Origin of the sequence: Candidatus Methanoperedens nitratireducens (assembly GCF_900196725.1) — an archaeon.
Lineage (GTDB): Archaea > Halobacteriota > Methanosarcinia > Methanosarcinales > Methanoperedenaceae > Methanoperedens > Methanoperedens nitroreducens_A.
Genome location: NZ_FZMP01000231.1, coordinates 1 through 13,213, shown reverse-complemented (window position 1 = coordinate 13,213; position 13,213 = coordinate 1). Strand labels below are relative to the sequence as shown.

The following is a 13,213-nucleotide window of genomic DNA, read 5'->3' as shown; positions in this document are numbered from 1 at the left end:
GGGCAGGTTTGATTCGGATTATGCTGTACCTGCCCGGCTCATGGAAAGATTTTTCTTATAATAGCCTAATAGCATGTAATTCGGACTGAAAAAATGAATAAAAAAAGCCCTTTCTTCACAGCTTCGACTGCATCGGTAATGTATTTTGCCACATTCTTATTGTTGAAATATCTCCTGGAGAGGAGAAATCTTGACTGGCTGGGGGCGTTGCAGGGCGCTATTGTTTTCTGGATCGTTATTTTCGTGGTGCATCAGTTCTTAAAAAGAAGATTCTCGGATTAATCATATCGCGCCTGTTATTACAATAATTTTTTCAAAACCAAGTACACTACATATGCGATTACTAAAATCACTGCTATTCTTATAATAAAAAATGCAAGAGTCCATATTATCCCGAATACAATATAAGCAAGAATCAAAGCAATGATTGCAATAATAATATTTCTCAGTTTCATATTCCCATAATTCTTTTTAATGCTTAAATCTTTATCCTGAAAGCTCCAATGGTTCTTAAAATGCGCATTGGAATCGTACTCCACGGTCCTGAAATCGTCGATGCAGGCTCAGCGCAACGTATAATCGGGATATTCAAGCTGAAGCATGATATCGTAGTAAAGCTAGGCGGGACGATGGGACGGACAGCAGTCCTGGACGCCGGACTTGAAGATTTGATCGATATCTCACAGGGGCTCACACCGAGTGAGACCATCAACGCACTGAAGGACAGCATCGACCTTGCGATATTGCTCAACCAGGGAAAAACACCGGAAACAGGAAAGCAGTTCGGGCGTATCGTGGCATCAAAACTTGAAGATTCGGCGCCATTTATCCATATTGAAAGTCCAGGGCATGGCGGAAAAATAATCTACTACAGCCCGGGGGCGAAGAAGTGCGCAGAGTACGTAAAAGGAATTCTGGGATGCCATGATAACTACGACCTTCCCATCGAGTCCGGCAGCCCCCTGCCGCCGGACGTAAGAATCGATGGTGATACGATCATCCGCAGGATAGCCGGGGCATTCCCCGGTGAGAACATACGCCTCAACGGGATTATCATGGGGACAGCCACACAACCGGGACCCGAGATCGTATGTAAGGGTGGCAGGGTCGTTGAACTCAGGGGAGGGCTCATAAAGCTGCACGGCATTGAAAAACTCAGGAACAGGAAAATCGACCTGTTCACTGCAAAGGTCAAGACAGGGAACATCAGGCGGACAAGGCACAGAGCGAGGATCAAAAAAGCGCCGTCACAATCACCGGGTAAAACAGTCGCCATGATAGACCATTGCGCAGAGTCCACGTTTGAGCTTATAAAAGGAGCAAACCTTGTCATAACAGTGGGCGACGATACGACTGCAATAGCCGCAGACATACTGGCGCGTCTGGGCATCCCCGTTATAGGGATAACGGACGGCGACCTGGACTGCATACTTGAGGATGCGATAGTGCCTTCTGGGTCGGCTATCATCCGGGTCAGAGAAGGATTTGATGATATCGTGGGAAAGGAAATTTTCGAGAAATTGATGGAAGGAGAACAGAAAGTCCTGTTGGAAAGTAATGGATTGCTTGACAGGGTGCTTGCTCTTGCTGAAAAATATATAGTAAAAATCAAATATTACTGAAAAAAAAGGTATAACTAGATCAATGCTGCAGTTATACCCAGTACGCCTGACTGGATGATGATTGCAACTGCAATTATTACACTTGCCATCTCCAGAGCCACAGCGACGTTTCCTTTCCTGAGTTCTTCGAACTCATCGATTCCTTTTGTCAGCTTATCAAGTATATTCAGCGCGAGATAGATCGCGACTATAGCAAGTATTATTCCAAGTATTAATTGAATGATGCTTGCTATTAGAGCAAATAAATCTCCGGCTAGAGCCCTTGATATCCCTATAGAAACACCTGCAACACCTGATTGAACTACTATTGCTATTGCAATAAATACAGATGCAACGAGAATACCTACCGCTACATTACCTCTGGCAATTTCCTTTTCTTCCTCTATTCCTTTAGTTATCTTTCCCAGTACATTAAAACCAATATACAGTGCAACGACTGCAAGTATAATGGCGATAACTAATTGAATAATCCCTACTATTGCATTTTCTAAAGCCATATTCTCACCTCACGCTTAAAGCGTTCAAGCGTATAATTGTAGCAGGGTAATATAAAATTATTGTGATACCTGTTAATCGAGAAGCTTAAGAGCCTTGTTCGGGCAAATCACAACGCAGCGCATGCACAGGTTGCATTTCTCAAGAGCTATCCTTGCGATGCCGTCAATGCGTTCCAGGGCTCCGGTGTTACATACACTGTCGCATTTTCCGCACTTCCTGCATCCAAGTACAATTATAATGCCGGTCATTACCGCTCATAAGGTATTTATGTTTATAGATATTATGATAGGTTTTGTACAAAATGTGCAAAACACCGGACTGTAAAATATGAGGTCATCATGCCAAGATCAATACCTGAAATGATACGGGGCGATTTCAAATGCGAAGATATCGCACAGTGTATCCTTGGACTTAAAGGCATCGATATTGAAGCTTACAAAATGCTTGTAGCAAGAGGTCCTATGACCGCCGAGACGCTCGGTGAGCATCTCAACAGGGAGCGCAGCACAGCTTACCGGTCGCTGCAGAACCTGATAGGATGCGGTCTTGTCCATCGCGAGACAAGGACGATCAGTTCAGGCGGATACTATTACGAATATATCCCGCTTGACCCCTGCAGGATGAAAGAAATGGTCATGGGGAACATAGATGAATGGTACGATAAAATGAAGAAGCTGGTCACAGACATCGATAAGGACCTCATTAAATAAAAAATTAAGTACCGAAGCCGTTGTTAATTACTGATATCATGGTGGTTTTTATCTCCTCTTCCGATGCCAAGGTAAACAAATCCTTCGTTAATAAAGGCATCAGGGTCGATAACATTCTTTCCATCTACTATTACAGGATGCTGTAACCCTGTCAGCTTTTTTATCTTTCTGGGTTTAAGAGCCTGGTACTGGCTATGCCCTGTAAGGATAGCTACTGCCGATGCTCCTTTCAGGCAATCTACCAGGTTTTTCGATATTTTAACTCCGTTGTACCCAGAGACGTAAGGGTCGTGGATTGTAACTTTAGCGCCTTTTTTTGTTAGCATGTTGTAATATTGTGCAGCAGGCGTGCTCATTGTATCATCCGGGTTATTTATAGAATCCCAGCCAAGTAAGGCAATCCTGGAATATTCAACCCTTTTACCCAACCTTGAAAGACCGCTTGCGGTGAGATTATACATGTGAGCCGGCATGAAATCGTTTATCCGCCTTGCCAGAACATAGAGCGACCCGGTATCAAGCGGATTATCAGGCTTTGGTTCTGCCGGCATACTGCCTCTTTCCGGGTGATATGCGTCTTTGGTCGAACAATGCCCTCCCGCGCCGGGATAGAGTGCCGCCCGTGTTGTCTCCTCACATTTCAGGTTATTTATTCCGGCACTTACATCATAAACATTGACCCTCATAGCTTCACAGTAAAGAGCGAGCTGGTTTGCCGCAACTATTTGTAAATCGCGGAACATATCCCCGGCTACCTTTGTCACTTCAGCTGCATTTGAGTCCATAGCTATTATTTTACCTGTCGTAAGAACCGGTTCGTAGAGTTCCACGGCTCTCTCAGTGCTTTCCCTGTTTATCCCGCCCACGATCCTGTCATGCTCCTGTATAGTTTGTATAAGCCTTCCCGCCATTGCCTTTTCAGGCGCATGTGCAAGAGCGAAATCCTTTCCGGGAGCAAGCCCGGATTCATCATGTAAAATACCGGCTGCCATGCCCTTCGTAGTCCCCGGTGTAATCGTCGATTCAAGTACGACCAGCATCCCTCTTCGCAAATTCCTGCCTATCTGCCGAAGTCCTTCCTCCAGCGCGCCGATATCCGGCTCAAGAATTGCACTGTCCTTGAATGGCGTCTGGATTGCCACAGTTACTGCATCTACTTCCCTTATTTTTGAAAAATCGGATGTGCATTCAAATTTTCCTTCCGTTCTTACTTTTTGTATCAGTTCCGCAAGTCCGGGTTCTTCGCCTTTTAGCGGGCTTTGCCCTTTGTTCAGCATCTCTATCTTATACCTGGAACTCCGCGGGTCCTGCTGGAGACCCCATACAAAATCGAATTTATCGGCAAATAAAGCAGCAGAGGGAATCCCTGCATACCCCATCCCTACTACACCGACTTTCCTGATTGGTCCCCTCTTTCTGAATATCTCTCTGAGTTTACTCATGACAACACGCCCCGATATGTTATATACCAATACCACATCCCCTGTAGATTTTCAAGTATTGGATTGTGTTCTTAATGGCATCAATCCTTAATAAACTTACTGAAATTGATATAGTGCTCTATCCCGGTACGTTATAAAACGGCAGTTTACATTTTTATGCAAAAATATATTTTTGTGTTTTAAGATAATAATACTTAGTGGTGGTTGTGTGGGTATGATCGTGGTCTCCGATGTGCATCTTGGCTATATGTCAAGAGATAAAACGCAGAGCCTGTCAAACAGGGATGATTTTAATAATCTTGAAAAGTTTAGGAATAAATCAAATTTAACGATTAATCATAATATAATGATTAATATTGAAGGCTACTTTATATACGAGAGCAACTATTTAGTGTATAGCCCAAGATGGTAAGTTGTGGGGTTGTAATAATTGGAGCCCGATGGCTTGTAATAACTAAAACGTATCGGCTTGTATTAGCTGGACGCAATGGCTTGGATTAATTAGAACGTAACAGCAACAGAACTACTGGGTCCGGGAGTAAGACCCCTGAATTAGTTCAGGGGACTAATAAAAGGTGAATTAAATGGAGTTTAAAGAAATAAGTGTACCTGGGGGTATCATCCAGCAAATTGGTCATGAAGAGTCATTAGCTGATATCGCAGTCGATGTAGGAAATGCAGATTATATCTATTCCAACATCAAGATTGATATGTTGTATGAAAATACACTGGGGGATATAGAGAGGACGCTGGGGTCGGTTCCAGATTTCATGAAGATCTTTCCCAAAGAAGTACTTGTCCATGACTGGCCTTCATGGAAGATGGTCGAGGAGATAGACATGGAAAGAGCAAGATACCTGCTAAGTACAGATGAACTGTTAGAGGAAATGCTGGGTGAAACCCAGTAACATGCTGGTGGCACATGGATATATTTGATGTATTAACAGCAATCTCAAAAAGAAAGCTGGAATTCATGCATGCAGGTATGGATGGAAGTGAAGCACTGACCAAGGCTGAATTTGATGTATCTAAAGATTATAACATCCAATTGCTTGATATCAAAAAGCTGGTAGGATTATAATAGCATTGAACTGGTTTGAATAAAACAAATAGAAAGAGTGAACTATATGGTAAAAAGAACTGAAGAAAGAAAAATTGAAGAGAAAAAAGATGTGAGCGAAGAAACGAAAGAAAGTCCCAAGACACAGACTGACAGCTACACAGCAGTTTCAAAAGTGTGGGAGGATTCCTATTTAAAATTATACAAGCCCTGGCTCGAATCCACAGGAGAACTGTTTGAGAAGGCAGTTGAACTCTCAAAGGACGCTGCACCGGGAAAATATAAGGAATTTTATGACGAATGGGTGAAAGCCTACCAGAACAGCTCCGGTAAATTTTATCAGATCCCGACCCTGGAATCAGGTAAGGAAACATTTGAAAAACTTCTGGTCAGCGCAGAGGAATCGAATAAAATCTACAGGTCATGGATTACCGAGTTAGAGGAGAATTCCAGGGCGACCCGCGAGGTACTCCAGGGCCAACCGGATTCTACAAAATATAAAGAAGTCTATGATATGTGGATAAAATCGTATGGAAAAATATTCGATGAGCTTCTTGCACTACCATTCAGGCAAAATGTAAAAGAGATATTTGAGAACCTTACAGGCGCACCTGATGTCTATTCAGATACCTTTGAGCATATATCAAAACTATGGAAAGATTCATATGCAAAGCTATACAAGCCATGGATTGATTCCATGCTGAAGCTTTCTGCGAAGTCGTCAGAAATCTCCAGGGGAAATGCAAGTCCCGAAGCTTATAAGGAATTTTATACCTTATGGCAGAATACATATCAGGAGACCTACGGCAGGTTTTTCGATGCTCAATCCATGCGGCATTCAAAGGACGTATTAGAGTACTTCGTGCGGAGTGCAAATGTTAATCTTAGCCTCTACAAGTCCTGGATAGCAACCCTTGAAAAACTATCACAGAAGACCAGGGAATTATCAAAACAGACCACTGATCCGGAGGCATATAAAGAATTTCATAACCTCTGGGCAAAAACATATGAAAAGGCATTTGATAACTTCTTTGAGAACACGCCCACGCTCAGCCCGTTTAAGGAGATGTTTGAGCCATTAAAGGATGCGACCAGGATATACGCGGACACATTTACAGCATATCAAAGAGCCTGGTGAAATCATACGCCAGCTCCACAGGCACGGTTTAAATATGGAAAAATCCGGTTTTGAATCCACCCGTGAATTTTTTGATATCTGGTTAAAAAACTACGAGGCTACCTATGGCAGGCTAATGGATATGCCTGCCCTGGGTCCGGCGCGTGAGAAATCCGAAAAATTGATGAAGGAGTTCTCTATCGGTGTTAACCTTTATGCAGCAGGGATGGATTCCAATATTAACTTCCAGAGCGTCTTCATGGAAGCAATGCGCAGGATGCGAGAAAAGATGGCAGCGGAGATGGAGGGAGAGACCGATCCTGAAAATTATAAAGAATTTTACAAGATCTGGGTAGAAACGTATAGCGAGACCTTCAAGGAATTCCTGAGCTCAGGTCACTTTGCTTCTGACATGGGAAAATTCATGTCATGCTTCATGGAGTTCCAGAAATATAACCGGGAAATGCTTGAAGAGAATTATCTGAAACCGATGAATCTTCCTACGAAGACGGATATCGATGAGATAAACAAAGAATTGTATTCTCTCAAGAAAACCGTAAAAGAATTAACCAGTAAGATCAAAGAGCTATCAGAGGAAAAATAGCGCATTCTTTTTTTGGGAAAGGTGTACCATGAGCGAGCTTGATTTAATAGAAGATTATAAGAAATTCAAACAAGGGATGGAACTATTTTTGAACTCCCCCGATTTCTCAGTTGGAACAACACCTTCCGAGATAATCTATTGCGAAGATAAGATGAAGCTTATCCATTATATTCCAACTGTAGAAAAACCGCACCCGGTTCCGATACTCATAGTGTACGCACTTGTGAACCGTTACTACATTCTGGACCTCCAGCCCGATAAAAGTGTGATAAAAAAACTTCTGGATGAGGGTTTTGATGTGTATATCATCGACTGGGGGTATCCCACAGGTATGGACAGATACCTTACAATTGACGATTATGTGAATGGCTACGTAAATAATGCTGTGGATAACATCAGAGAGAAGTCAGGATTGGATAAGATCACGCTGCTCGGTGTGTGCCAGGGAGGTACTCTTTCTGTGATGTACTCTGCACTGCACCCCGAAAAAGTGAAAAACCTGATTACCCTGGTGACTCCTGTAAACTTCGATATTGATAAAGGGCTTCTTTACATATGGGCAAGGGGCCTGGACGTAGACAGGATCGTGGATTACTATGGGATAGTACCAGGGGATTTATTAAATTCTGGATTCTTGCTCACGGACCCGTTCCGGCTTATGATTGACAAGTATGTAGGTATATTCGAACGAATCGAATGCAAGCCGAACGATACTGCCTGCTCACTTCGCAATGAAGAAACGGTCAAGAATTTCCTCCGAATGGAGAAATGGATATTCGACAGTCCCGACCAGGCAGGTGAAGCCTACAGGCAGTTCATGAAAGACTGCTACCAGAAGAACCTGCTTATCAAAAACAAGATGGAGCTTAATGGAAAGAAGGTTAATTTGAAAAAAATCTCCATGCCGCTTCTTAACGTCATGGCAGAATTTGACCATCTGGTTCCCACTGATGCAAGTGTACCTCTGAATGATGCCGTATCAAGTTCTGATAAAGAGACGCTGATTTTCCCTACAGGACATATAGGCATCTTCGTGGGTTCCAGATCACAGAAAGAGGTCTGTCCCGGTATTGCCAGGTGGTTAAAGCCGAGGTCTCTTCCGGATGGTACTGGAAACGGAAAGCCGGAAAAAGCCAGGCAAGTGAAGCTTGAACGAAAAAGAAAGAACCGTAGGTTAAAGGTGAAATAAGATGAAACTTGAAAATAAGGTTGTAATTATTACAGGAGCGGGAAGCGGTATTGGTAAAGAGACTGCGCTCCTGTTTGCAAGAGAAGGGGCTAAAGTCGTTGTAGCCGACATAAATGATAAAAGCGGTAGAGAAACAGTAGCAGAGATTAAGAACACAGGAGGCGAGGGGTTTTTTGTTAAATTAGACATATCCAATAACCGGCAATCAAAACAGATGGCTATTGAAACCCTGGAGAAATACGGTAAAATCGACGTGCTGATAAATAACGGAGGTATTGTTCAGGATGCCCTCATATCAAAAATGACCGAGGAACAGTGGGACAGGGTTATTAACATCAATCTTAAGGGAGCTTTTAACTGCATCCAGGCAGTGGTTGATTCTATGGTCGGTCAGGGAAGCGGTGTGATAATAAATACTTCTTCTGTTGTTGGATTGTATGGTAATATCGGTCAGGCCAATTATTCTGCCGCCAAAGCAGGGCTAATCGGCTTAACAAAGACATTAGCAAAGGAACTCGGGAAAAAAGGGATAAGAATCAATGCAGTAGCGCCGGGATTTATAATGACTCCAATGACCTCAAACGTACCCGAAAAAATCCTTGAAGTGATGAAAGAAAAAACTCCGCTGCGCAGGCTGGGTAAAGCAGAGGATGTCGCACATGCATATTTGTATCTTGCTTCGGATGAGGCAAACTTTGTCAACGGGGCGGTGCTTGGTGTGGACGGTGGATTAGTAATATAAAGACCCCTGAGACCCTGAATTAATTCAGGAGACTATCAGGGGATTTGTTAAAAAGGTGAAAAATATGAATAATGTAGTTATTGTATCAGCTACAAGAACTGCAGTTGGGAAATTCGGGGGAAGTCTGAAGGATTTCGGTCCCGGTCAACTTGGTTCTGTGGTATTGAAAGATGCCCTGGGAAGGGCGGATATTGAGCAAAGTGAAGTTGAAGAAGTCATCATGGGAAACGTCCTTTCAGCGGGCCATGGACAGAATGTGGCAAGGCAGGCTGCAATCGGTGCGGGGATTCCAGAAGGAGTTCCTTCCTATTGCGTGAACAAGGTGTGCGGCTCGGGTTTGAAATCAGTTGCCCTGGGGGCACAATCCATCATGCTCGGCGATGCTGATGTCGTACTTGCAGGCGGAGTAGAGTCCATGTCGCAGGCTCCGTATGCCCTGAAAAAAAACCGCTGGGGGGCAAAGATGGGCAACGATGAAGTTGTGGATTTGATGATACATGACGGATTATGGGACATTTTCAACAACTACCATATGGGAGTAACAGCAGAGAACGTAGCAGGAAAGTACAATATTACACGGGAAGAACAGGATGAATTCTCTGCAAAAAGCCAGAATAATGCGCAAGTCGCGATCAAGGCAGGGAAGTTCAAGGAAGAGATTGTCCCGGTAGAAGTTTCCCGGCCAAGAAGCGAACCCATACTCTTTGATACGGATGAGTTTCCCAGGTTCGGAACAACAAAAGAGATACTTGCAAAACTAAAACCTGCATTTAAAAAGGACGGGACAGTAACTGCGGGGAATGCATCAGGTATCAACGATGGAGCCGCTGCAGTTCTCTTGATGTCCGAAGAAAAAGCAAAAGAAAAAGGCATTGAGCCCATGGCAATAATCAAAAGCTATTCAGCCTGCGGCGTTCCTCCCGAAATAATGGGTATGGGTCCTGTTTGCGCAGCCAGAAAAGCCATTGAGCGTGCTGGCATAACTGCCGGTAAACTTGACCTCATAGAGCTCAACGAAGCCTTTGCAGCGCAAAGCATAGCTGTTAGCAGAGAACTGGATCTGAATCCTGATAATGTTAATGTCAACGGCGGCGCTATAGCGATCGGGCATCCCATAGGAGCGAGCGGCGCAAGGATACTGGTCACACTTGTGCACGAATTAAGAAGAAGGGAAGGTGCATACGGCATTGCGACCCTCTGTATCGGAGGTGGCCAGGGCATTGCCATGGTGGTAAAGAGGTGATACGATGGTAAAGAGGGCACGATTGGATGGTAAAGTCGCACTGGTTACCGGAGGCGCAAGGGGGATAGGGCGAGCGATCGCTTTGCAACTTGCAGAAGATGGTGCAGATGTTGCTATTAATTACCAGTATACAAAGGAGCAGGCTGAGAAGGTATCAAAGCTGATAGACCAGATGGGAATGATAGATGAATTTGAGAGGTTATCCCTGAAGATAGAGAAAATGGAAACAACAGAGCATGCAAAAGAAGTATCCGAATTAATAGATTCCATGGGCAAACATTCCTGCATAGTCCAGGCTAACGTCAATGACTTTGAGCAGGTGAACAGGATGCGGGACGAGGTAGTAAAGCAGCTGGGTAAAATCGATATTCTGGTTAATAACGCAGGAATAGTCAGGGACAAATCTTTTGTAAAAATGACACCCGCGATGTGGACAGAAGTCCTATCTGTGAACCTGGATGGCGCTTTCTACTGTACCAAAGCGGTCATAGAGGGTATGCTTGAGAGGAAGTACGGCAGGATCGTGAATATTTCCTCGGTTATCGGGAGGATGGGTAATCGCGGGCAAGCGAACTATGCAGCCTCAAAAGCCGGAATGATAGCTCTTACACAAACACTGGCAAAGGAATTTGCAGGCAAGGGTATAACCGTAAACGCCGTAGCTCCCGGGTTTATAGAGACCGATATGCTAAAAACGGTTCCTAAAGAGGTAATGGAGAAAATCCTCGCCCAGATACCTCTCGGAAGACTGGGGAAGCCGGAAGAGGTTGCCGGGGCTGTGGCTTATCTGGTCTCAGAAAATGGGAATTACATAACAGGCCAGGTAATAGATATAAACGGGGGACTCTACATTTAAAATAGATATGCGAAAAGAATTCAGGAAACTGGTCACAATCGACGAAGCAAATAAAATAATCGAAAGTTTCGATATACAACCCGGTATAACTGAAATAAAAATCGAAGACTCACCCGGGCGGGTTCTTGCAGAGGATGTTGTCTCTGAAGTGGACGTGCCTCCTTTTAACAGGGCTTCCATGGATGGCTATGCTGTTCATGCTGCCGATACATATGAGGCGCGGGAGGACAACCCCATACGCCTTAAGAGCGTGGTCTCTATTCCGGCAGGAATAAATCCTGAAATCCATGTAGGAAGAGGCGAAGCTGCTGAGATCGCGACGGGTGCTGTGATGCCGGCAGGCGCGGATGCCGTGGTGATGGTAGAGTACACCAGGTCCGATAAAGACCTGCTCATTTTCCGTCCTGTTTCCATCAATGAAAATGTAATGCATGCAGGCTCGGATATAATGGTGGGTGAGCGGGTGTTAAAAAAGGGAACAGCTCTCAGTACAAGAGAAATCGGCGTACTTGCTGCGACAGGCAGGAGGGCAGTTAAAGTATACGGGCTGGATGTGGGCATCATCTCTACAGGAAACGAGCTTGAAGAGCCCGGAAGTAAACTCAACGAAGGAAAAATCTACGATATAAATTCTTTTTCCGTAGCCTCGGCAGTAAAAGAATGCGGCGGAAATCCCATCCGATACGGCATAGTCAGGGACGATGAAACCGAAATTAAGAACGTCCTGAAAAAAGCTGCAGAGCGCTGCGACATCATTCTCACTTCAGGCAGCACCTCAGCCGGTTCGGGCGATGTGATGTACAGGATTATCGAGGAGAACGGCACTGTGCTTGCCCACGGGATTGACATAAAACCCGGAAAACCCGCGGTGATAGGAAAAGTGTTCGGAAAACCTGTATTCGGTCTTCCCGGCTACCCCACATCCTCGCTTACCATTTTCAATGAATTCGTGGCGCCGCTTATCAGGAAAATAACCGGGGAAAAAGAAGAGAAAACACATATCAATGCAAAAATGGCTGTGCGGGTGCGCTCGGAAGGGAGAAGCCAGCTTCTTCCGGTTGGCGTTATCAGGGGACGGGTATATCCTGTCGAGAAAGGTTCCGGCGCGATAACCACGCTCGCAGAAGCTGATGGTTTCATTGAAATACCGTCCGAAGTGGAAATGGTAGAAGCAGGGGAGACTGTGAGTGTAACATTGTTCGGTGAAGTTGATATCCCTGACCTGCTTTTCGTGGGAAGCCATTGCCTCGGGCTTGATACCCTTATTGATGTTGCCAGCCTGAAGATGCGCGTTATTAACGTTGGCTCTTCGGGAGGGTTAAGCGCCATAAGGAACGGAACAGCTGATATCGCCGGGGTGCATCTTCTGGATGAATCAGGGGAGTACAATATCCCATTCCTGGAAAGGTTTGGTATCAGGGACGCGGTATTGGTCAAAGGTTATCTGAGGGAACAGGGTTTGATCGTGAGGAAGGATAGCAAAATCAGCAGGTTCGAGGATATTATCGGCGCGAGGATTATTAACAGGAACACCGGCTCAGGGACACGGGTACTGACCGATATTAAACTCAGGGAAATCGCACTGCAAAGAGGAATATCATTTGAGGGGCTTACAGAAAACATAGATGGCTATCATACGGAAGCAAAAACCCACAGTGCGATCGCCTCGGCGGTAAAGCTCGGAAAAGCGGATGTTGGAGTCGGGATTCGTACAGTTGCGGAATTAAATGGGCTTGATTTCATCAAAATAGCGGATGAAGAATACGATTTTGTTATTCCTCCAGGGCTTCTTGAAAGTAGCGGGATTAAGCGCTTCATGGAAGCCCTTCGCTCACAGGAATTCAGCGAAAAACTGCCTCCGGGATTACGGACTTATGAGAGGACAGGAGAAATAATCAGAATGCCTTATAGTGAGATTCGAAAATAACTACAAAATCATGAGAAATAAAACCGCAGATAAGCGTACTATTAACACTTTCGGTCAATATTAGCCTTATGGCGCTGGGGTTGTGACCCCAGACCCCTGGGGAAGCGCCGCCGTTGGCGGTGTTTAGCATGAGATCAGCGGTTGCATATAGCCATAACAATCCATACTTGACGTATAGGAAAGTATAAACGCATTTTCTTATC

16 protein-coding genes are annotated in these 13,213 nt (G+C 44.7%); 12 read left to right on the top strand and 4 right to left on the bottom strand.

The window, feature by feature from the left end:
- Positions 1-93: 93 nt before the first annotated feature.
- On the top strand, positions 94-282 hold the full coding sequence (locus MNV_RS17365) for a hypothetical protein (RefSeq protein ID WP_096207206.1): 189 nt from the start codon (positions 94-96) through the stop codon (positions 280-282).
- Positions 283-515: 233 nt separating this feature from the next.
- The gene (locus tag MNV_RS17360) at positions 516-1,622 is read left to right on the top strand and encodes a DUF2117 domain-containing protein (RefSeq protein ID WP_179294065.1); all 1,107 of its coding nucleotides are present in this window, start codon (positions 516-518) and stop codon (positions 1,620-1,622) included.
- Positions 1,623-1,636: 14 nt separating this feature from the next.
- Here MNV_RS17360 and MNV_RS17355 read toward each other — a convergent pair whose 3' ends face one another.
- Both MNV_RS17355 and MNV_RS17350 read right to left on the bottom strand, forming a co-directional pair.
- Positions 1,637-2,119 carry a DUF350 domain-containing protein gene (locus MNV_RS17355; RefSeq protein WP_096207204.1) on the bottom strand — a complete coding sequence of 161 codons (483 nt, stop codon included), beginning with the start codon at positions 2,117-2,119 and terminating at the stop codon, positions 1,637-1,639.
- Between the two features lie 72 nt (positions 2,120-2,191).
- Complete coding sequence (locus MNV_RS17350; RefSeq protein ID WP_096207203.1) at positions 2,192-2,368, bottom strand: DUF362 domain-containing protein; 177 nt, start codon at positions 2,366-2,368, stop codon at positions 2,192-2,194.
- Positions 2,369-2,458: 90 nt separating this feature from the next.
- Here MNV_RS17350 and MNV_RS17345 point away from each other — a divergent pair, with 90 nt between their 5' ends.
- Complete coding sequence (locus MNV_RS17345) at positions 2,459-2,830, top strand: helix-turn-helix domain-containing protein (RefSeq protein ID WP_096207202.1); 372 nt, start codon at positions 2,459-2,461, stop codon at positions 2,828-2,830.
- A 23-nt stretch (positions 2,831-2,853) separates the two neighbouring features.
- Here the strand turns inward: MNV_RS17345 and MNV_RS17340 are convergent, their stop codons facing one another.
- Positions 2,854-4,272, bottom strand: a complete 1,419-nt coding sequence (locus MNV_RS17340) for a nucleotide sugar dehydrogenase (RefSeq protein ID WP_096207201.1) — start codon at positions 4,270-4,272, stop codon at positions 2,854-2,856.
- Positions 4,273-4,856: 584 nt separating this feature from the next.
- Between MNV_RS17340 and MNV_RS17330 the strand changes: the two genes are divergently transcribed.
- The 9 genes from MNV_RS17330 to MNV_RS17295 all read left to right on the top strand — a co-directional run bounded on the left by MNV_RS17330 (position 4,857) and on the right by MNV_RS17295 (position 13,010).
- Positions 4,857-5,180, top strand: a complete 324-nt coding sequence (locus MNV_RS17330; RefSeq protein WP_096207199.1) for a hypothetical protein — start codon at positions 4,857-4,859, stop codon at positions 5,178-5,180.
- 14 nt (positions 5,181-5,194) lie between these two features.
- Positions 5,195-5,353 carry a hypothetical protein gene (locus tag MNV_RS19935; protein ID WP_179294064.1) on the top strand — a complete coding sequence of 53 codons (159 nt, stop codon included), beginning with the start codon at positions 5,195-5,197 and terminating at the stop codon, positions 5,351-5,353.
- 46 nt (positions 5,354-5,399) lie between these two features.
- Entirely contained in the window at positions 5,400-6,470 is a 1,071-nt protein-coding gene (locus MNV_RS17325; protein ID WP_096207198.1) for a hypothetical protein, read from the top strand.
- A 34-nt stretch (positions 6,471-6,504) separates the two neighbouring features.
- Complete coding sequence (locus MNV_RS17320) at positions 6,505-7,053, top strand: poly(R)-hydroxyalkanoic acid synthase subunit PhaE (protein WP_179294063.1); 549 nt, start codon at positions 6,505-6,507, stop codon at positions 7,051-7,053.
- 28 nt (positions 7,054-7,081) lie between these two features.
- Complete coding sequence (gene phaC, locus MNV_RS17315) at positions 7,082-8,242, top strand: class III poly(R)-hydroxyalkanoic acid synthase subunit PhaC (RefSeq protein ID WP_096207196.1); 1,161 nt, start codon at positions 7,082-7,084, stop codon at positions 8,240-8,242.
- A gap of 1 nt (position 8,243) precedes the next feature.
- Positions 8,244-8,984 (top strand): 3-oxoacyl-ACP reductase FabG, encoded by a 741-nt coding sequence (gene fabG / locus MNV_RS17310; RefSeq protein ID WP_096207195.1) that lies wholly within the window; start codon positions 8,244-8,246, stop codon positions 8,982-8,984.
- Between the two features lie 64 nt (positions 8,985-9,048).
- Positions 9,049-10,227, top strand: a complete 1,179-nt coding sequence (locus tag MNV_RS17305) for an acetyl-CoA C-acetyltransferase (RefSeq protein ID WP_096207194.1) — start codon at positions 9,049-9,051, stop codon at positions 10,225-10,227.
- Positions 10,228-10,231: 4 nt separating this feature from the next.
- Positions 10,232-11,083, top strand: a complete 852-nt coding sequence (locus tag MNV_RS17300) for a beta-ketoacyl-ACP reductase (protein ID WP_096207193.1) — start codon at positions 10,232-10,234, stop codon at positions 11,081-11,083.
- Positions 11,084-11,090: 7 nt separating this feature from the next.
- Positions 11,091-13,010, top strand: a complete 1,920-nt coding sequence (locus MNV_RS17295; RefSeq protein WP_096207192.1) for a molybdopterin biosynthesis protein — start codon at positions 11,091-11,093, stop codon at positions 13,008-13,010.
- Here the strand turns inward: MNV_RS17295 and MNV_RS20335 are convergent.
- A partial coding sequence (locus MNV_RS20335) for a hypothetical protein (protein WP_218838061.1) occupies positions 12,979-13,213 on the bottom strand: 235 nt, incomplete at its 5' end. The genes MNV_RS17295 and MNV_RS20335 overlap by 32 nt on opposite strands.

Excerpts from the sequence above, each read along its gene's own strand:
- MNV_RS17295 (WP_096207192.1), top strand. The coding sequence starts at position 11,091 with ATGCGAAAAGAATTCAGGAAACTGGTCACAATCGACGAAGCAAATAAA.
- MNV_RS17345 (WP_096207202.1), top strand. The coding sequence starts at position 2,459 with ATGCCAAGATCAATACCTGAAATGATACGGGGCGATTTCAAATGCGAA.
- MNV_RS17350 (WP_096207203.1), bottom strand. The coding sequence starts at position 2,368 with ATGACCGGCATTATAATTGTACTTGGATGCAGGAAGTGCGGAAAATGC.
- fabG (WP_096207195.1), top strand. The coding sequence starts at position 8,244 with ATGAAACTTGAAAATAAGGTTGTAATTATTACAGGAGCGGGAAGCGGT.
- MNV_RS17365 (WP_096207206.1), top strand. The coding sequence starts at position 94 with ATGAATAAAAAAAGCCCTTTCTTCACAGCTTCGACTGCATCGGTAATG.
- MNV_RS17355 (WP_096207204.1), bottom strand. The coding sequence starts at position 2,119 with ATGGCTTTAGAAAATGCAATAGTAGGGATTATTCAATTAGTTATCGCC.
- MNV_RS17300 (WP_096207193.1), top strand. The coding sequence starts at position 10,232 with ATGGTAAAGAGGGCACGATTGGATGGTAAAGTCGCACTGGTTACCGGA.
- MNV_RS17325 (WP_096207198.1), top strand. The coding sequence starts at position 5,400 with ATGGTAAAAAGAACTGAAGAAAGAAAAATTGAAGAGAAAAAAGATGTG.
- phaC (WP_096207196.1), top strand. The coding sequence starts at position 7,082 with ATGAGCGAGCTTGATTTAATAGAAGATTATAAGAAATTCAAACAAGGG.
- MNV_RS17305 (WP_096207194.1), top strand. The coding sequence starts at position 9,049 with ATGAATAATGTAGTTATTGTATCAGCTACAAGAACTGCAGTTGGGAAA.
- MNV_RS17320 (WP_179294063.1), top strand. The coding sequence starts at position 6,505 with ATGGAAAAATCCGGTTTTGAATCCACCCGTGAATTTTTTGATATCTGG.
- MNV_RS19935 (WP_179294064.1), top strand. The coding sequence starts at position 5,195 with ATGGATATATTTGATGTATTAACAGCAATCTCAAAAAGAAAGCTGGAA.
- MNV_RS17330 (WP_096207199.1), top strand. The coding sequence starts at position 4,857 with ATGGAGTTTAAAGAAATAAGTGTACCTGGGGGTATCATCCAGCAAATT.
- MNV_RS17360 (WP_179294065.1), top strand. The coding sequence starts at position 516 with ATGCGCATTGGAATCGTACTCCACGGTCCTGAAATCGTCGATGCAGGC.
- MNV_RS17340 (WP_096207201.1), bottom strand. The coding sequence starts at position 4,272 with ATGAGTAAACTCAGAGAGATATTCAGAAAGAGGGGACCAATCAGGAAA.